This window comes from Paenibacillus sp. FSL R10-2778 (assembly GCF_038593035.1).
In the GTDB taxonomy this organism is placed as follows: domain Bacteria; phylum Bacillota; class Bacilli; order Paenibacillales; family Paenibacillaceae; genus Paenibacillus_AQ; species Paenibacillus_AQ odorifer.
In genome coordinates this window covers 6076713-6095609 of the sequence record NZ_CP151956.1, presented here as the reverse complement: position 1 = coordinate 6095609, position 18897 = coordinate 6076713, and the positions used below count along the sequence as shown (strand labels likewise).

The 18897-nt window shown below is 46.4% G+C and carries 12 protein-coding genes and 1 riboswitch; of the genes, 9 read left to right on the top strand and 3 right to left on the bottom strand.

Annotation, left to right across the window (positions count from 1 at the left end; translation table 11 throughout):
• The first annotated feature begins 171 nt into the window (after positions 1–171).
• The 4 genes from xylA (at position 172) to NST40_RS27275 (ending at position 6714) form a co-directional block, all read left to right on the top strand.
• Positions 172–1488, top strand: a complete 1317-nt coding sequence (gene xylA / locus NST40_RS27290; RefSeq protein WP_076128712.1) for a xylose isomerase — start codon at positions 172–174, stop codon at positions 1486–1488.
• Between the two features lie 187 nt (positions 1489–1675).
• A complete protein-coding gene (gene xylB / locus NST40_RS27285) occupies positions 1676–3172 on the top strand; it encodes a xylulokinase (RefSeq protein ID WP_076128710.1) in 1497 nt (498 codons plus the stop codon).
• Positions 3173–3379: 207 nt separating this feature from the next.
• Entirely contained in the window at positions 3380–5167 is a 1788-nt protein-coding gene (locus NST40_RS27280; protein ID WP_076128708.1) for a sensor histidine kinase, read from the top strand.
• Entirely contained in the window at positions 5164–6714 is a 1551-nt protein-coding gene (locus tag NST40_RS27275) for a response regulator transcription factor (RefSeq protein WP_076128706.1), read from the top strand. Before NST40_RS27280 ends, NST40_RS27275 begins: the two co-directional genes overlap by 4 nt.
• Positions 6715–6792: 78 nt before the next feature.
• On the opposite strand, the gene NST40_RS27270 is transcribed toward NST40_RS27275, so the two are convergent.
• A complete protein-coding gene (locus NST40_RS27270; RefSeq protein WP_076128704.1) occupies positions 6793–7194 on the bottom strand; it encodes a hypothetical protein in 402 nt (133 codons plus the stop codon).
• 741 nt (positions 7195–7935) lie between these two features.
• Here NST40_RS27270 and NST40_RS27265 point away from each other — a divergent pair.
• The 5 genes from NST40_RS27265 (at position 7936) to NST40_RS27245 (ending at position 15553) form a co-directional block, all read left to right on the top strand.
• Positions 7936–8916, top strand: a complete 981-nt coding sequence (locus NST40_RS27265; RefSeq protein ID WP_076100584.1) for an ABC transporter permease subunit — start codon at positions 7936–7938, stop codon at positions 8914–8916.
• A 65-nt stretch (positions 8917–8981) separates the two neighbouring features.
• Positions 8982–9887 (top strand): carbohydrate ABC transporter permease, encoded by a 906-nt coding sequence (locus tag NST40_RS27260; RefSeq protein WP_076128700.1) that lies wholly within the window; start codon positions 8982–8984, stop codon positions 9885–9887.
• Between the two features lie 141 nt (positions 9888–10028).
• Positions 10029–11786 (top strand): ABC transporter substrate-binding protein, encoded by a 1758-nt coding sequence (locus NST40_RS27255; protein WP_080742630.1) that lies wholly within the window; start codon positions 10029–10031, stop codon positions 11784–11786.
• 115 nt (positions 11787–11901) lie between these two features.
• Positions 11902–14274: a glycoside hydrolase family 95 protein gene (locus NST40_RS27250; protein WP_342410171.1), complete on the top strand. Its 2373-nt coding sequence runs from the start codon at positions 11902–11904 to the stop codon at positions 14272–14274.
• 139 nt (positions 14275–14413) lie between these two features.
• Positions 14414–15553, top strand: a complete 1140-nt coding sequence (locus NST40_RS27245) for a transglutaminase domain-containing protein (RefSeq protein ID WP_076277149.1) — start codon at positions 14414–14416, stop codon at positions 15551–15553.
• Between the two features lie 109 nt (positions 15554–15662).
• Here NST40_RS27245 and NST40_RS27240 read toward each other — a convergent pair whose 3' ends face one another.
• Together NST40_RS27240 and NST40_RS27235 are read right to left on the bottom strand one after the other, a co-directional pair.
• Positions 15663–17144: an amino acid permease gene (locus NST40_RS27240; RefSeq protein ID WP_076219968.1), complete on the bottom strand. Its 1482-nt coding sequence runs from the start codon at positions 17142–17144 to the stop codon at positions 15663–15665.
• A 199-nt stretch (positions 17145–17343) separates the two neighbouring features.
• Positions 17344–17549, bottom strand: a riboswitch (Lysine riboswitch).
• A 101-nt stretch (positions 17550–17650) separates the two neighbouring features.
• Positions 17651–18787 (bottom strand): virulence factor, encoded by a 1137-nt coding sequence (locus NST40_RS27235; protein ID WP_076128692.1) that lies wholly within the window; start codon positions 18785–18787, stop codon positions 17651–17653.
• Positions 18788–18897 lie beyond the last annotated feature (110 nt).

The following is an 18897-nucleotide window of genomic DNA, read 5'->3' as shown; positions in this document are numbered from 1 at the left end:
AATCTATGTTTATTGGATTTTTTGAATATTAAACGGATAGGCAAGGGAGACTTAAAGAGGCGGAAATTTTATAAAAAAACTTTGTTTAACCAATATACAAAGTCAAAAAGATGTGTTAAGATGATGCTGTAAACGCTTGCTAGCGTAGCACAATATGAGGAGGATTACACAATGGCTTATTTTGAGACAGTGAACAAAATCTCTTACGAGGGAAGCCGTTCCACCAACCCTTATGCATTTAAATTCTACAATCCTAAAGAAGTCGTAGCCGGCAAAACTATGGAGGAACATCTGAAATTTGCAATGGCTTATTGGCATACATTAACTGCTGGCGGTTCTGATCCGTTTGGCGCTGAAACTGCAATTCGCAGCTGGGACAAATTGAGTGGTCTTGATAAAGCTAAAGCTCGCGCTGAAGCAGCATTCGAATTTATGGACAAGATGGATCTGCCTTACTTCTGCTTCCATGATGTAGATATCGCACCAGAAGGCGCATCTTTGCGTGAGTTCTACAGCAACATCGACACTATTGTTGATATCCTTGAACAAGGCATGAAGACTTCCGGCAAGAAATTGCTGTGGAATACAGCTAATATGTTCACTAACCCGCGTTATATGCACGGTGCAGGTTCTACACCTAACGCTGATGTTTTCGCACATGCAGCAGCACAAGTGAAGAAAGGTCTGGAAGTTGGTAAACGTCTGGGCGCAAGCAACTATGTATTCTGGGGCGGCCGTGAAGGTTACGAAGAATTGCTGAATACAGATATGGGTCTTGAACAAGATAACATTGCACGTCTGTTCAGCATGGCTGTAGATTACGCTAAGGAAATTGGTTTTGATGGTCAATTCCTGATCGAACCTAAACCAAAAGAGCCTACTAAACATCAATATGATTTCGATGCAGCAACAACAATTTCGTTCTTGCAAAAATACAACCTCGACAAGCACTTCAAGCTGAACCTTGAAGCTAACCACGCTACGCTTGCAGGTCATACTTTTGAACATGAACTTCGTGTAGCTCGTATTAATGGCATGCTTGGATCACTTGACGCTAACCAAGGGGATACACTGCTTGGTTGGGATACTGATGAATTCCCAGTAAACATCTACGATGCAACACTTACTCTTTATGAAGTATTGAAGAATGACGGTCTTGGCAAAGGCGGAATTAACTTCGACGCTAAAGTACGTCGTCCTTCCTTCGAGCCACAAGATCTGTTCTTGGCACACATCGCTGGTATGGATACTTACGCAAAAGGCTTGAAAGTTGCTGCTAAATTGATCGAAGATCGCGTATTCGAAGATTTCATTGACAAACGCTACAGCAGCTTCACAGAAGGCGTTGGTGCAGACATCGTTTCCGGTAAAGCAACATTGGCTTCTTTGGCTGAATATGCTTTGAACAATGAGAACCCACGTCCTAACCAATCCGGACGTCAAGAATACCTGAGAGCTACCCTTAACCAATACATCTTGGCTGAGTAGTCCTTATAGGGAGCTTGAAGCTTAGGCTTTGAGTCGAGTTTGAACAAATGCAACGGGGGTTGCTGAAGAGAGCATTCTTCGGCAGCCCCCTTTTTGTAGTAAAAACTAAGCAAGATGCTTACGAAGTAAGTTTTGCTCGAAGTAATTCAATGAAGTCTATGCTAACAAAACTTTTAGGAGGTCAAAAATGAAATACGTTATAGGTGTTGATTTGGGGACTAGTGCAGTGAAGACTGTTCTAGTGGACCCGCAGGGGAAGGTGGCTTTTGAGCATTCCGAGTCCTACCCGCTAAGCAGACCCCAACCGAACTGGAGTGAGCAAAATCCTGAAGATTGGGTAAAGGGCACGCTGGTCAGCCTGCGCCGTCTGATTGAAGTATCAGGCATAGACCCTTCTCAAGTAGACGGTCTAAGTTTCTCCGGACAAATGCACGGATTGGTACTGGTAGATAAAGAAGGGCAAGTGCTGCGTCCAGCTATTCTTTGGAATGATACCCGTACTACTGCACAATGCCGTAAGATTGAGAAGACGCTTGGAACGAAGTTGATCGATATCGCCAGAAACAAAGCATTGGAAGGTTTTACACTGCCTAAGATTCTGTGGGTTCAAGAGAATGAACCAGAAGTATTATCACAGGCGCATCAGTTCCTGCTGCCAAAAGATTATGTTCGTTATCGGTTGACGGGTGATTATGCAATGGATTACTCCGATGCTGCCGGAACGTTGCTATTGGATGTAGGTTCTAAAGAATGGAGTGCAGAAATCGCAGAGGCTTTTGAACTTCCGCTTTCTCTTTGTCCTAGATTGGTAGAATCCTTTGAACAGACTGGAACTTTATTGCCGGACATTGCTGAAGCGTCAGGTCTTTTATCTTCAACGAAGGTATTTGCTGGTGGTGCAGATAATGCTTGTGGCGCGCTCGGAGCAGGTGTATTGGGAGAAGGCCGGACCATGTGCAGTATTGGTACATCTGGTGTAGTTCTTTCTTATGAGAGCAATAAAGATTTGAATCTCGAAGGCAAAGTCCATTTCTTTAACCATGGTGAAAAAGATGCCTACTATATTATGGGGGTTACACTAGCTGCTGGTCATAGCCTTACGTGGTTCAAAGAAACCTTTGCGGCGGACAAAAGCTTTGATGAGCTGTTAAGCGGAGTTTCCTCTATTCCAGCTGGCAGCGGAGGCCTGTTATTCACACCTTATATTGTAGGAGAACGTACACCACATCCAGATGCGAATATTCGCGGAAGCTTTATTGGTATGGATTCAGGGCATACGTTGACGCATTTTACACGTGCAGTATTAGAAGGCATTACCTTCTCACTGCGTGAATCCATTGAGATTGTACGTGAGTCAGGCAAAGAGATTACAGAGATCATTGCAATTGGTGGTGGAGCTAAAAATGAGGCTTGGCTGCAAATGCAGGCTGATATTTTCAATGCATCCATCGTGAAGCTGGAAAGTGAACAGGGTCCGGCAATGGGAGCAGCTATGCTGGCGGCTTATGGAAGCGGATGGTTCACATCCCTTGCGGAATGTGCAGAAGCGTTTATCCGTCCTGCTGATGTTTATAAACCAGATCCGAAACAAACGGCAATCTATGACGGTCTATTCAACCTCTATCAGGAAGTTTACGGCCAGACCCGCGAATTGAATAACAAGCTGGCTGCATATCGCCAATAAAACGCCATTTATCAATCTGTCTGATATAAAAGAGGTCTTTCGCATCTGGCGGAAGGCCTTTTTAAAGACCATCTTCTTTATAGAGGTGATGAACGGCAATATTCAAAAATGTTGCCGTTTTCATTTTTCTTCTGTAAAGTATGGAATATCTCCAAGGTAGTGGCAGCCTGTACATGAGATAGTGAAGGTTTCGGGGGGCGAAAGGCCATGTTTCAATGGTTTGTTAAGGTGCTGAATGACATCAAAATCCGCAATAAGCTGCTGCTTGCTTTTTTACTGACTACACTTTTACCGGTATTACTGGTAGGTGGTTATCTTACGATTGAGATGAGGACCATGGCGTTTGAGAACGCACTGGAGCAAGCTTCAATTAACGTAGATCGGGTAAAAAAAAGAACAGAAGAAGTCATCGGTGTATCGCAAGATATAGCGTATCGATTGTCCAATGATGCCCGGCTGAAAAAACTCGCCATACGCCAGTATGTAAGCACTTATGATGTGGTTGAGGCTTATCGGGATTACACTGATATGCGTGAATACCTAAGATTATATAAAGACATATCCAACATACGTTTATACACTGATAATGCTACGCTGCTTAACAACTGGGAGCTGATCAATCCTTCGTCTGCCATTAAGGAGAGCCAGTGGTATCAAAGAGCACAGCGGTACGATAGCCTCGTCGGTTGGGAATATATAGAGGATGAGCGTGATCAGCGGAATTATTTAAGTCTTGTCCGCAAAATCGAGCTGGAGGGCTCCAGTAAAATTGGCGTGCTCGTTATTAATGTAAACAGTCACCAGCTAACCTCAATTCTGAGCCAGGAATCATTTGATACCATGATCGTGGATGATCAGGATAATATCATTGCTGCGAACCGGAGCGATCGGACAGGAAAGAAACTGGCAGATGTTTCTTTTGATACAAAGCTTTTGGGGCAAGGAAGCGGGAGCTATGAGGCAGAAGTAGATGGTGAAGCCTCCAAAATAGTGATAGAAGAACTTAAACCACAAGCCAGCCGTAACGCCCTGCGAATTATTTCTGTTTTTTCTATTGATAGTATAGTCAAAGAACCTAATCGGGTGATTAAGCTTTCGATTACCGTGATTGCCGTAAGCGTTTTATTGGCCTTTTTAATCATATATAGTTTCTCTTCATTATTTTCACGTCGATTATTGCAGTTAAGCAGACATATTAACCGCGTTAGTACGGGTGATTTTGACACTTCATTAAAAATTGATGGCAAAGATGAAATTGCCCTGTTAGCTCGTCAGTTCAATTCTATGGTACGGAGTATTAACGATTTGATGTACGAGGTACAGGAATCTAATGACCAGAACAGCCTGCTGGAACAGAAACAGAATGATATCCGTTTTAAAATGCTGGCAAGCCAGATCAATCCTCATTTCTTGTTCAATGCGCTGGAATCTATTCGTATGGAGGCCCATATGAAAGGGCAAGTGGAGATTGCACGGGTAGTGCGTCTTCTTGGCAAAATGATGCGCAGTAATCTGGAGGTAGGCAGAAGTAAAATTTTGCTTAGCCAGGAGCTTGAAGTGGTTCGTTGTTATTTGGATATTCAGCAATTCCGTTATGAGGATCGTTTGAAATATCAATTTATTGTAGACCCTGCCGTCGAATCACTCTACATCCCGCCGCTGATTGTGCAGCCGCTTGTGGAAAATGCGGTGATTCATGGGTTAGACAACACGATGGATGGAGCAATGGTTACGGTGAATATCAAGCGTGAGCAGAATCATGCGGTCTTTACCATTACCGATAATGGAGCCGGGATCACTCCGGACAAGCTGGAGCAGATCCGTTATACCCTTGAGGTTCGTGATGAGCAGGAAGAGGCACGGATCGGGCTGCGCAATGTACACGACCGTTTGAAGTTATCCTACGGTGTTGAATATGGACTGAATATCGAAAGCCGGATGAATGAAGGAACATCTATTACGTTTCGTATTCCAATGGAGGACATAAATCTATGATCAAAGTATTGATTGTTGATGATGAGCCAAAGCTGCGGGAAGGCCTTCGGGCTCTAATCCCTTGGGAAGAGCTAGGGTATACGGTGGTGGCTACGGCCGCCAACGGCTTGCAAGCTCAGGAGAAATATCATATTTTTTATCCGGAACTGATTGTGGTGGATATCCGCATGCCTGGTATGGACGGGCTGGAGTTAATCGGTGAGCTGCGCGAGGAAGGCTCGACCAGCCATGTGCTAATTTTAAGTGGTCATGCGGATTTTGAGTATGCTAAACGAGCCATTTCTTACCGCATTGACGGCTATTTACTGAAGCCGGTGGATGAGGAAGAGCTAATCAACTATTTGGAGGAACTCAGAGTCACGATCGCTCAGGAAGATCGCTTTAGCCGCTGGAATGAAGAGGAGCCTGCCCGTAATCGCGAAAGCCTGCTGCGTACATTGCTGCAGCCTTCAACAGCGGAGGAGGGGGAGAATGATCCTGCTAAGCAGGCGGCAGCACTGGGTCTTAAATCAGACCATGTCGAAGTGATCCTACTCGAATTACTCGCGCCTGCGGGCGGCAGTGAGGAAGGGGAGCGGGCCGTTAAGGCCGCGGTAGAACAGTATTTTGGCAGCAGTGAAGAGCGGATGTTTTTCACGATGCCGCCATATATTGGATTCCTGCTGCAAGAGCCGCTGCCAGGAAAGCAGGAACAGGAGCGGCTGATGGAAGAGCTTGCTTCCTTAATTTGCCGCGAGGGATACAACTTCAGCGCAGCAACGGGAGGCCCTGTAGCTGGACCAGAAGAGGCGGCACAGTCTTTTCAAGTGGCGCGTGAACTGCTGCGCCGGGCATTCTTTTACCGCAAAGGGATTCTGATCAGCGCCGATCTCTCCGGTATGTTGTTTCCTGGAGTGGCGGAGGCGTACACCGAAGAAGGGCAGGATGCGGAGAGCCGCCTAATGCTTGCTGTTGAAACCGGAAGCCGCGCGGCCATTGAACCGCTGGTGGATACGATCTGTGCGGAGCTACTGGCTGCGGGCAGTGAGGAGCAGCAGATCAAAGATACATTTGTGCGGATTCTCAGTACGGTGTTGGCCCGTCTCGAACCGGTCTATCCAGAGATTCGCAGCAATGCCGCTAAGCATTCCCCGCCGATCGGTGAGCTCTACCATAGTCATTATCTGGCAGACCTGCAAGAGCAGGCCGTTAATTTCATGGCGGAGATCGCCGATCAAATGTCCAGTGGCAGCAAAGGGAATGAGATCAAAAAAATTACGGAGCTAATCAACCGCCGTTACAATGAGAACCTTAAGCTTGAGACCTTATCTGAGTTATTTAATTACAACAGCGCATATCTAGGTAAAATGTTCAAGAACACTACCGGGGAATACTTCAATACGTATGTGGACAAAGTGCGGATTGAGAAGGCGAAGCAATTCCTCGCGCAAGGCATGAAAGTATATGAGGTGGCCGAGAAAGTTGGGTACATGAACCCCGATTACTTCAACGCCAAGTTCCGTAAATATGTAGGACTCTCCCCAAGTTCTTTTCGCAAAAACATCTAAAATAGAAGCCCAAAAAGCCACAGTTGCAGTTCAGGTATAACCTGAGCTTTAGCTGTGGCTTTTTTTCTTACATTAAAGCTACTTCACTAATAATAAATCTAATCTTTGTTGCAATTCTTGATTTGCAGGGTCCTTTAGAAGGGCCAGAAGTAACTCTTGAATTTGATCCATCTCTTTATAAGGTTCATTTTGTACATATTTGTCATGTATTCTGGTTTCCAAGGTATATCCATAATCGAACCCTAATGTTGAATACGTCGAAAGGGCAGCAACTTTACTCGCTTGCTCTACAGCAAGAATGCTTGGTGTTGAGGATCGTTCTAATTCCACTCTTAGACCGTCGAGTTCTGATGTCAGATTCAGGTCCAGCCTATCCATTAATCTGTTATGACTTACGTTGTTATTGAATTGAAATAAATTTAGTGTCAATAATACTGCAGCAATAATCAATAATAATATCTTGATGTTTTTGTTTTTCATTGCTCTCCTATTACCCTCCTTTAGGAAAAGAAATTGCAGGTACAACAGATAATGTCGACTCGGCATGTGCGTATAAGGAATATGTATCTGAAATAGTTGAAGTACTGATGTATCAGGTAATATTTTCTAGCTAAGATGATATTAAAGTAATTAATTTTAATTGAACCATACGGAGGTTTTCGTTGAGGAGCAGGGCAGGGGTTACGGGTATACTTGTTACGCCTCATCTGAGAGCATATTATAGTTTTCATTCGCGGGTATGACGGACTCCAGAGTCGTTATTTGGGCTATTTCGAGTCCGATTTCGATTTATCGGACTCCATGTACGTTATTAGCTGCAAATGTTCTCCAAAAGGTGGTTTTTTAAGTGAATAAGGTCTTTATAGTCCGCCTAACCCAATAAGATGTGCAATTTGCTTAAATAAGGTCATTTCAGTCCGCGCCTTCGCTTCCGGCCACGTTCACTCATAGAACGTTAGCTCGGGGCGTTTTTAATTATGGGATGAAGTATTAATTGTGTGAAATAGACAGGGGATTAAGTATCGTATTGATTTATGAAATCAAATAATTTCACTTAATTTTATTTTCAGTAAATTCATGTTTGTTTTCAGTGTTTTCAACGATGTATCCGCTTTATTTGGGCTCTAAATCTCTAATTTTCACCTGATTTTAGGTCGAATTTATAGGGTACTGCAATCGCTTACAGAGATTTAGAATATAGACATAGAGAGGAGGGGCTTTATGAAAGCGGACACAGTAACTTCTCAAATCCCGCCGGATACCCGAACACGCAACAAAAAGCCTGCTTCAGGAGGACGGTTTTGGAGAAGCTTTAAGAATCAAAAGTACCTATGGATGATGTCGATACCTTTTGTGATCTGGGCATTCGTCTTCAGTTATCTCCCGTTATGGGGCTGGACGATGGCTTTTCAAAAGTACAAGCCCGCACGTGGTTTTTTTGAACAAGAATGGGTAGGTTTTGAACACTTTAAGACACTGTTCAGTGACTCGCAATTCCTTCTGGCGCTGCGTAATACGCTGGCGATGAGTGGAATGGGCTTAGTCGCAGGATTTATCTTTCCAATAACGTTTGCAATATTGCTCAATGAAGTGCGTCTTGGCTTCTTTAAAAGATTTGCTCAAACAGTCTCGTATTTGCCCCACTTTGTATCATGGGTGGTTGCAGCGGGGATTGTAACTAAAATGTTATCTGGTGAAAATGGTCTTGTAAACGATATCTTGTTAGGAATAGGATTCATAGACGCACCTATCCAGTTTATGGCCCAGGGCCATCTTTTCTGGGGAATCGTTACCTTATCGGATGTCTGGAAAGAGACCGGATGGAACGCCATCATCTACCTTGCAGCTATCGCAGGTATTGGGCCTGAATTGTACGAAGCGGCCCGGGTAGACGGTGCCAGCAGGCTTCGTCAGGTATGGCATATTACACTTCCGGGTATTCGCCCAACAATTACTGTACTACTCATTATGTCGGTGGGTAATTTGCTCAATATCGGCTTTGAGAAGCAATTCTTGCTCGGAAACAACCTCGTTACCGACTATTCTCAAGTGCTAGACTTGTATTCACTGAAATACGGACTGGGCATGGCGAGATATTCCTACGGTACTGCGATCAATATATTCAACTCAGTGATCAGTGTAATTCTACTGTTTACGATTAATGGAATCTTCAAACGTACAACAAAAGAGAGCCTTCTGTAGCACAGAAGGCCCTTCTACCCAATCGTGGCAGTAAATTGCCCTTTTCATGAAAGGAGAGCGTTACAGTGGGAAATTCAGCTATCACCGGAAAGTCATGGTCAGACCGGATCTTTGATTTCTTTGTATATTTTGTAGTACTGTTCGTGGTTGTAATCACGATTTATCCGTTTTTGAACGTGCTTGCCATCTCACTGAATGATTCAGTGGACAGTGTGCGCGGTGGAGTGACCATCTATCCCCGGGATTTTACCTGGGACAATTACCTAAAGATCTTCACTTTCTCCGGATTAATCACCGGGTTTAAAATATCCGCTTTGCGGACAATTATCGGTACTTTGTTCGGACTGATCAGTGCCTCGATGCTGGCGTTTACGATCAGCCGCCCTGACTTTGCAGGTCGCAAGTTTGTCTCCACATTCTTGGCAATGACCATGTATATCTCAGGAGGAATGATTCCAATCTATATGCTGATCAAGGATCTGCATATGATGAACAGCTTTGCAGTCTATGTATTGCCTGGACTGGTTAGTGCCTTTAACGTCTTCGTTATCCGCTCCTTCATCGACGGCCTGCCATATGCGCTGCAGGAATCGGCGAAGCTGGATGGAGCCAATGACTTTACTATCTACTTCCGCGTTATTCTGCCATTGATGAAGCCAGCGCTAGCAACGATCGCGCTGTTCCTAGCAGTAGGTCAATGGAATGCTTGGTTTGATACTTATCTGTACAATGGTTCAAGCCCTAACTTGACCACATTGCAATATGAATTGATGAAGGTTCTACAGACCACAACCAGTGGTAACGGAGGCGACTACCGCTCCAACATTGCTTCGCTGGCTTCCAATCAGGTCTCGCCGGAGTCGCTCAAAATGGCGATTACGATTGTCGTAACCGTACCGATCCTGTTGGTTTATCCGTTCATTCAGAAGTATTTTGTTAAAGGTATGACACTTGGTGCTGTGAAGAGCTAATCACAGTTTAACGGGGGAGCTTAGTCTCCCCTATGCTTAAAACCTATTGTGTATCCGTTTTCTTTTGGCAAGCTGGGTAAAGTATTAACAGGTCTTCACCTGTGATACGATAGATAAACAATTTTAAGGAGGGTTTATTTAATGGGAAGTAATAGAAAGATAAAAGCCAAAGCTACGGCATTAACGCTCACTTCTATTATGCTGCTCGGTGTGCTTGCAGGCTGCGGCGGTAACAATGGCAACAATGGTAATGCTGCAGCTGGAAATACAGGCGGCAATGCAACTAATGCTGGAAATGCGACCAATGCGGCTGAGGATATTTCCCCGCTCACGATGACCTTCTTCAGTGCAGACCCTAACCCGAACTGGACAGGTATGCAAGATGAAGTTGGTAAAGTGATTACGGAAAAAACGGGAGTAACCCTAAATGCTGAATATGCAGTTGGTGATCCTCAACAAAAAGTAGCCTTGATCGCAGCGAGCGGCGAATATCCGGATTTGATCAGTGCTAAGACTGATGTCAGCAAGCTGGTAGATGCAGGTGCAATGCTTGATCTAACAGACCTGATTGAAAAATATGCTCCGAATATCAAAAAAGTATTGGGCGAAGAAGGCATGAAACGTTCACGTTACAGTGACGATGATCATGCGATTTATGCCATCCCTACCTATGCAGGTGTGGACAACAAATATTTTGATGCTGGTGGCGGATTTGAACTACAGCACCGTGCTGTTAAAGAAGCTGGATATCCTGCAATCAAAACTGTTCAAGATTATGAGAACGTAATCAAGGCTTACCTGGAAAAACATCCTACCGATGAAAATGGTAACAAAAACATCGGCCTGACTCTGAATGCAGATGATTGGTACATGTACATTACAGTAACTAACCCAGCATTTATTACTACTGGTTCTCCTGACGATGGTGAATATGCGATTGATATCGACACCCAAGAAGTAACTTATCACTTCCGTCGTCCGGCTGAAAAAGAATATTTCCGCTGGCTCAACCACATGAACGATATCGGATTGCTTGATCCAGAAAGTTTCGTTCAAAAGTATGATCAGTACAAAGCTAAAATCGCTACCGGCCGCGTTATTGGTTTGATTGACCAAGACTGGGGTTATGGCGATGGAGAAAGAGCATTGAAAGCTGAAGGCAAGCTGGATCAAGGCTATGGACACTATCCTGTAACCTTGTCTGAGGAGTACAAAGAAACTTCCTTCTGGCCTACAGGCTTCATGGGTGGTAACGGAATTGGGATCAGCGTAGATGCTAAAGATCCAGTTCGTGCAATTAAATTCCTGGACTACCTGGCTTCCGACGAAGGTCAAGTATTGGTTAACTGGGGTATTGAAGGCAAACACTACAATGTTGTTGATGGCAAACGTGTCATTCCTGAAGATGTGAACGACCGTAAATATAATGACACTACCAACTTCCAAAAAGAAACTGGTTTGGGTAATGTCGGATCAAACTATGCATTGCTGAGCGCTCACTATGGCGACGGTGTATTGGATCCATCTGGTAACTACTACACAACTCGTTTCCCTGAGCAAGTAACTGTAGGTTACAATGCGGTTGAAAAAGAAACACTTGCTGCTTACAAAGCAACAACTTGGAAAGACCTCTTCCCAAGTGAAGATGAGTTCAAAGTTAAACCTTGGGGCGCAGCATGGAACATCACGATTCCTGGGGATAGCGAAATTGTCGTTCTTGACAACAAGCTGAAGGATATCAGTTGGAAACGGATCCCAGAAGCAATCTTGTCTAAACCAGCTGATTTCGATAAAGTTTGGGATGCTTACATGGCTGAGCTTGATAAAGCTGGTGTAACGAAAGCTGAAGATTTGCGTGAAGAGCTGGTTAAACAACGCGTGAAACTTTGGAATGATTAATTATTAAATTTCGTCTAATCCAATAAAAGCATGAAGATGGCGGGAAGTCCGAACGAAAGTCCGGGCCTCCCGCTGATTGCTTTTCACCGGTAATAACAGGACAGGAGGAATATACATGGGAGAGAGCAAGAACTCCGGACGGCATGAGTTATGGTACAAGCAGCCGGCGGCTGTATGGGAAGAGGCGCTGCCCGTAGGTAACGGCAGGCTGGGCGGCATGGTCTTTGGTGGAATCGAAGAAGAACGGATTCAATTAAATGAAGACACTCTATGGTCAGGTTTCCCGCGGGATAAAGCCAACTATGAGGCACTGCGGCATTTGGCTCCAGCTAAACAGCTAGTTGCAGAGGGGAAATACAAGGAAGCAGAAGCACTGGTGGACGCCAAAATGTTAGGCAGCCGGACGGAATCCTATCAACCGCTTGGAGATTTGCGATTGAAGTTTAATTTTGCAGGTCCTGTAGAGGATTACCGGAGAGAGCTTGATCTGGATCAGGCGTTGGCTACGGTAACCTATACTGCCGGTGGTGTAAGGATCGTACGTGAAGTATTGGCCAGCAGACCGGATGACATTATAGCTCTTTATATCCGTGCTGAGGGGGGGGAGGGCCAAGCTACTCTGCCAGATTTCTGGGCGGATCTGGCATCACCACATCCTTTCAACTCGGAGATTACTCCGGATGGCATGCTGATTATGACTGGCCGTGCCCCGTCGCATGTGGCTGATAACTACGTAGGGGATCACCCGCGTGCCGTATTATATGAAGAGGGGCTTGGCATAAGTTTTGCTGCGGTTATGGAGATCCAGACGGAAGGTGGGACTTGTGTAGCGGAGAACGGCTCGCTGTTGATTTCTGGCGCGCACTCCATTACCCTTCGTCTGGCTGCGGCAACCGATTATGCCGGGTATGACCGGATGCCGGGAAGCGGTGGCAAGCTGCCAGCGGAGTTGTGCCTAGTGCAGTTAGCTTCAGCCTCTAAAGGATACGCAGAGCTTAAGCAGCGCCACTTAGAGGATCATCAATCCTTGTTCCACCGTGTGGAGCTGACGCTTGCATCTGCTGCTTCCCGAGGAGAGCTTCCGACTGATGAGCGCCTGGTACAATACCGCGAAGGACAGGCAGATCCTGAACTGGAAGCGTTGCTGTTCCAGTATGGCCGCTACCTGATGATTGCTGGCTCACGGCCGGGGACGCAAGCTCTGAATCTGCAGGGCATTTGGAATCCCTATATTCAGCCACCATGGAACAGCAATTATACGACAAATATAAACACCGAAATGAATTATTGGCCAGCCGAGTTATGCGGATTGGGCGAATGCCATGAACCTTTAATAGATTTTATCACGGAGCTTAGCGTGGCTGGCAGCCGTACAGCGAGTATTCATTATGCCGCACGTGGCTGGACAGTACACCATAATACCGATTTGTGGCGGATGACTTCTCCATCAGACGGTAAGGCGATGTGGGCTTTTTGGCCGATGGGCGGGGTATGGCTCTCTCGCCATCTATGGGAGCGTTACGCTTTTCGTCCAGATGAGGACTATTTGCGCACAGCTTATCCCATATTAAAGGGAGCCGCATTGTTTTGTCTGGATTGGCTAGTAGAGCTGCCTGATGGAAGATGGACCACAGGTCTGTCTACCTCGCCAGAGAATGTATTTCTGACTGCTGACGGCACACCATGCAGTGTCTCGGCTGGCTCAGCTATGGATTTATCGCTTATCGCTGAGTTGTTCAAGCACTGCATTCAGGCTGCTGATATTTTAAATACCGATGTAGAGCTGCGTCAGGAGCTTATGGAGAAACAGAAACAGCTTGCCCACCAAGGGATCGCACCGGACGGAACTGTCCGCGAATGGAATGAGGATTTTGCTGAACAAGAGCCTGGGCATCGTCATGTTTCTCATTTGTATGACCTGTACCCTGGGAACGTAATTAGCCCTTCCTCCACACCAGAGCTAGCGGAGGCGGCAGCCTTAACACTGAAGAAACGCATAGAACATGGAGGTGGCCATACAGGCTGGAGCGCAGCATGGTTGCTTAATCTTTATGCGCGTCTGAAGGATGGCGAGAGTGCGGTTAGCTGTCTACGTCGCATTTTGCAAGATTCCAGTTTGCCGAACCTGTTCGGAAATCATCCTCCGTTTCAGATTGATGGAAACTTCGGCACTACAGCCGGAATAGCAGAAATGCTTTTGCAGAGTCATCAGGAGGGTCTGGAACTATTACCTGCTCTTCCAGAGGAATGGTCTGAAGGCAGCGTGAAAGGGTTGGTGGCACGTGGTGGCTTTGTCATGACTATAGAATGGAGCGGGGGCTGTTTAACTAGGGCAGAGGTTACCTCGACTCATGGCCGATCCTGCAGAATTGTTCAACACCAGCCTTTGCTCATTCAAAAACCGGATGGTACACAGATTGAAGGAGCGGGGCTGGAATTTGAAACAGTAATAGGAGAGACTTATATCATTACACCCCTAAAGAAATAATTCATATTGATCTGGCTTAGAGGCTGTTCTCAGAGTAGAATTATTCTACAGAGAACAGTCTTTTTTTGCCCAAGTCTTCATTATCTATTAAATGGAGGGTTTTGAATAAGTCTGTAGGAGCCGGAGGATCAGAATAATTATGTGGAAAAAACGCTTCACGTTGGCAAAAATCATTCTTGGAGGAGTGATTATTTGCGCAGCCATTCCCCCGACATTGTATTGGACCTGGGGGCATGCTTATGCGGCCACGACTTCACCGACCGTTCGTTCTGTGAGTGAAATTGCCCAGAAGCTAACCGGTGCGATGAATAATCGTAGAGAGACTATCACTTTTACTTATGAGGGGAAAACCTCGAATTTAAAAACACAGATACAAACGGGTCTAGATCAAGCGATGAATAGCGATCCCTATTTGTATTACATCATAGACAGCTACGGATACACTTATCGAGGGAGCAAAAGTTCTGTAAAGGTTACGGTAGAAGTGAAATACTTGGAAACGCTGGAGCAGACCGCTTTTGTGAACAAAGAAGTAAAGGCAACGCTCAAGAAGATCATTACACCGGGCATGAATAATCATCAGAAGGTTAAGGCTATCCACGACTGGGTGGTGCTGCGTCTGAAGTATGATACCTCTTATCGTAAATATACGGCTTATGAAGGCCTGAAGAGTGGCAGTGCCGTTTGCCAAGGGTATTCGCTGTTGACCTATAAGCTGCTCAAGGAAGCGGGATTCAGTAATAAAATCGTCGAGGGCACTGCAAAACAGCCGGGAGGACGCAGCCAGTCTCATGCTTGGAATCTAGTGCTGCTCGAAGGGAGATGGTATCATCTCGACACAACTTGGGATGACCCGACACCTGATAAAGCCGGCGTGGTAAGCACCGCGTATTACTTGAAGACGGATGCACAAATGCGTCAGGACCATAGCTGGACGAAGTCTTATCCGGCAGCTTCGGTTGCCTATTATAAGACCTTGTCAGCACTTGTAGAGCGTGGAGGACAGAGCGCCGGGGTGTATAAGCAGCTTCAGAAGGACCTTAATTATGAGCTGTATGCCGAGGAACGGATTGTACGTTCAGCAGCAGATTTAATTCAGCTGGCGAATAAGGCTGTCGCTTCAGGAGAGGGATCTTTATTATTCCGTTATCACGGTAGTGGAACCCAGTTGAAGAATGATCTACAGGAGTTATATAAACTTGGACTAGAGGAAGTGTCTTATTCTAGCACTTCTTTTGATAATACGGGTGATCTAAAAGTGTATGTGATTTGGGAATAGGTAAAGGGCTAAGTAAAATCAGGAGTTGAATATACTAGATTGATTTATATAAAAAGGGATATCCTGCAGCCTTTCAGGCTTCTGGATATCCCTTTTTTGCGGAGTCAGTTTATTCTGGGTGAGTACTAAGATCGCATTTTTCCAAAGGAATAATATTACTCTTGCGGAAGAAGCGATAGCCGGCCCAAATCAAGACGAATAATGGCAGGCTGATATAGGAAACGGCAATACCGTACCAGTCGATGTTTCCACCTGAGAAGGCACCCATATTCTGGCCAAGGATGGCTACCGTACAAAGTACTAAGGCAAATATAGGCCCAAACGGGAACCATCTAGCCCGGTAAGGCAGCTCATCAAGGGAATGACCTTGAGCTATAAAGGCGCGTCTGAAACGATAATGGCAGACAGCGATGCCGAGCCAGTTAATAAATCCACACATACCGGAAGCATTAAGCAACCAGTTGTATACAGCACCATCACCAAAGAATGATGCTAAAAAGGCTAACATACCAACGGCTGTGGTCACGAGCAAAGCACCAACAGGAACACCGCGGCGATTAAGCTTGCCTAGAGCACGTGGAGCCATTCCATCCTTAGCCATAGCGTACAGGACGCGGGTGGAGGCGTACATTCCCGAGTTCCCGGCTGACAATACGGAGCTGAGAATGACAGCATTCATGACGGATGCGGCAATAGCAAGTCCTGCTTTATTAAATACGATCGTAAACGGACTGACTCCGATATCATCAATACCACCGCGCAGCAGATCTGGATTCGTGTAAGGAATCAGCATTCCGATTACTAGTATAGCGAGGATATAAAAGATTAATATACGCCAGAAGACTTGGCGAATAGCAATAGGTACGTTACGGCGAGGGTTCTCACTCTCACCTGCTGCAACACCGATTAGCTCGGTGCCTTGGAAGGAGAATCCCGCAGCCATAAAGACACCGACGAAAGCGAAGAAGCCACCGTGGAACGAGCTGCCCCCGATCTGGAAATTGCTGAAGCCTACGGCTTTTCCGCCCATGATTCCGAAAATCATCAAAACTCCGACAATAAGGAAGGCGATAACAGTAATAATTTTGATAATGGCAAACCAATATTCTGATTCTCCGTATCCACGAGCAGATAGGAAATTAAGACCGAACATCAGCAGCAGGAACACGAGACTCCAGAGAAAGGAGGGACTGTCCGGGAACCAATATTTAATAATGACGGTGGCGGCAGACAATTCTGCTGCAATCGTAACCGCCCAGTTATACCAGAAGTTCCAGCCGATGGCGAACCCAAAAGCGGGGCTGACGAAACGCGTGCCGTAAGTGCTGAATGAGCCCGAATCCGGCAAATAGGTAGCGAGCTCTCCCAGACTGGTCATGAGGAAATAAACCATAACACCAACAGCCGTATAGGCTAGAAGTGCTCCACCGGGTCCGGCTGAAGCGATAGCGCCACCACTGGCCAGGAAGAGTCCAGTACCAATAGATCCTCCAAGCGCAATCATGGTCAAATGCCTTGCTTTAAATGATTTTTTTAGCTCAGGCGGGTTACTTACGTTGCCTTGTGCTAGATTTTGCTGCTTGCCCTGCATGATTTGACACTCCTTATGATCTAATCTTTCAATTCATGAACGGGGAGTGCTGAGCTGCTTCCTCCCGCAGAGCGGGAGAGTGTATTTGGTGGTCTCCATAAGGTTATGGACAAACACTAAATATACAAATTCTGTAAACACAAAGAAACCGCAGACTATATCTGCGGTTTCCATCTATACAGCTCCGCATCATACTCCCTGTGAAGATAGCGCAACACATTATGACCTGCTGCTTATGCAGGTTATACAATGTGACAGTTCCGTGCCTTTCGGCAACGGCCCCAGCCTGCACCGCTGTAAGAGCGACAGTGCAGACTTCGGCAGATATTCCTTTCGACGCGATTCATAGACGGCTCTAACGTCTCCACGCGCGTACTCTTTATATCCGCGACCTCTACCTCATCTTAGTATGACGAGGCTATCTTTACTTCATTCATTTATAAACAACAGGAATTAGTATAAAGCAAGTTCGCAAGTCAAGCAATGACAAAATCCGGTAGGGAATGTTAGCTGCGACGACGCTCTGACATTTGCTGCCAAACGGTACCCGCCGCTGCTTCACCGGAAGCGATACGTTCCAAAGCCATTTTGGCCTGAAGTCCAACCTCGAATTCCGGATCTTCCGCCGCAACTGACAGCGCTTCTTGGGCATCGGATGTGCCCACCTCATAGAGGAAACGAGCTGCGCGCCAGCGGACAAGCTTGCTCTTATCTGTCAGTGCCGCCGTCATCACTGGCGTGGCGGCAGGATCGCCGATGTCGGACAGCGTATCGCCTGCCGTACGTCTCACGGCTGGCGCGCTGTCTGCCATCGCCTCATAGAGCAGCTCCATCGCTTCAGGCGTGCGAAGGTCGCCTAGATACACGACCGCAAGCCTGCGAATATGCAGCTTGGGATCGTGCAGCGCCGCCTTAAGCTCCGGCAGGAGCTCCGCCGTCGGCGTAAGATCCTCCAGCGCGGCGTAGCGCACGCGCCAATCCTCATGCTTCAGGTCTCGCAGCAGCTCATCCTGACTGCGCGTTCGTCTTTGCTCGACGAACTCGCCTTCGGCGCCGTGCGCAATGGCTTGCTGCACGAGAGAGTCGAGGCGTTCCTGCGGATACGCCGCTTCGACCTCTTGCTCCACCTCGCGTGCAATCTCCGCGGGCTCGCCATAACGCACGCCGTAATCAGTGAGCTTACGCTCTTTAATCATCACGGCGCTAGCCACATCCATAACCGCCTTCGTGAAGCGGTTTGCTAAGGAGATGCGCTCTTCATTCGCGCCGGTCTTAACGCGGATTTGCAGCGGAATTCCGCGGAACATCTGGACGAAGACTTGAGCTTCGCCGAAATGAGCGCCAGCGTTCTCATCGGCAAGATTCCAATCGTCATTTAAGCCTTCGCTGTTGCCGAAGCGGTTCTGGACTTCTCTTAGAATCGCTGCCCAATCCGCATTGCCCTTGCGTTCGAGCGCTGCAAAGTCAGCAGCGTGATAGATGCTAATAACGCCCGGTATCGTTAACATTTCGCGCGCCCAGGCCGGTGCGGAACGTTCACTTTCTGGTGTATAGGTTCTGCGAATTCCAGGTTCCAGACTTTCGTCCAAATGAAGCTTCATCGTATTTGGACTTGGAGTCGGTTCAATAAAAGTAATCTTCATACGTAGCTCCCCCTTGAACGGTATATGCACCGCCATACTTTATACACATATTATCTCATTTCTGGCGTGAAACACAAAAGGGTACTTAGATATTTTGCGGAAAAAGGGCG

What these genes read in the sequence shown, in the direction of transcription:
- NST40_RS27240 (WP_076219968.1), bottom strand. Translation starts at nt 17,144, where the DNA reads ATGCAGGGCAAGCAGCAAAATCTAGCACAAGGCAACGTAAGTAACCCG.
- NST40_RS27265 (WP_076100584.1), top strand. Translation starts at nt 7,936, where the DNA reads ATGAAAGCGGACACAGTAACTTCTCAAATCCCGCCGGATACCCGAACA.
- NST40_RS27270 (WP_076128704.1), bottom strand. Translation starts at nt 7,194, where the DNA reads ATGAAAAACAAAAACATCAAGATATTATTATTGATTATTGCTGCAGTA.
- xylB (WP_076128710.1), top strand. Translation starts at nt 1,676, where the DNA reads ATGAAATACGTTATAGGTGTTGATTTGGGGACTAGTGCAGTGAAGACT.
- NST40_RS27245 (WP_076277149.1), top strand. Translation starts at nt 14,414, where the DNA reads ATGTGGAAAAAACGCTTCACGTTGGCAAAAATCATTCTTGGAGGAGTG.
- NST40_RS27280 (WP_076128708.1), top strand. Translation starts at nt 3,380, where the DNA reads ATGTTTCAATGGTTTGTTAAGGTGCTGAATGACATCAAAATCCGCAAT.
- NST40_RS27275 (WP_076128706.1), top strand. Translation starts at nt 5,164, where the DNA reads ATGATCAAAGTATTGATTGTTGATGATGAGCCAAAGCTGCGGGAAGGC.
- xylA (WP_076128712.1), top strand. Translation starts at nt 172, where the DNA reads ATGGCTTATTTTGAGACAGTGAACAAAATCTCTTACGAGGGAAGCCGT.
- NST40_RS27235 (WP_076128692.1), bottom strand. Translation starts at nt 18,787, where the DNA reads ATGAAGATTACTTTTATTGAACCGACTCCAAGTCCAAATACGATGAAG.
- NST40_RS27250 (WP_342410171.1), top strand. Translation starts at nt 11,902, where the DNA reads ATGGGAGAGAGCAAGAACTCCGGACGGCATGAGTTATGGTACAAGCAG.
- NST40_RS27255 (WP_080742630.1), top strand. Translation starts at nt 10,029, where the DNA reads ATGGGAAGTAATAGAAAGATAAAAGCCAAAGCTACGGCATTAACGCTC.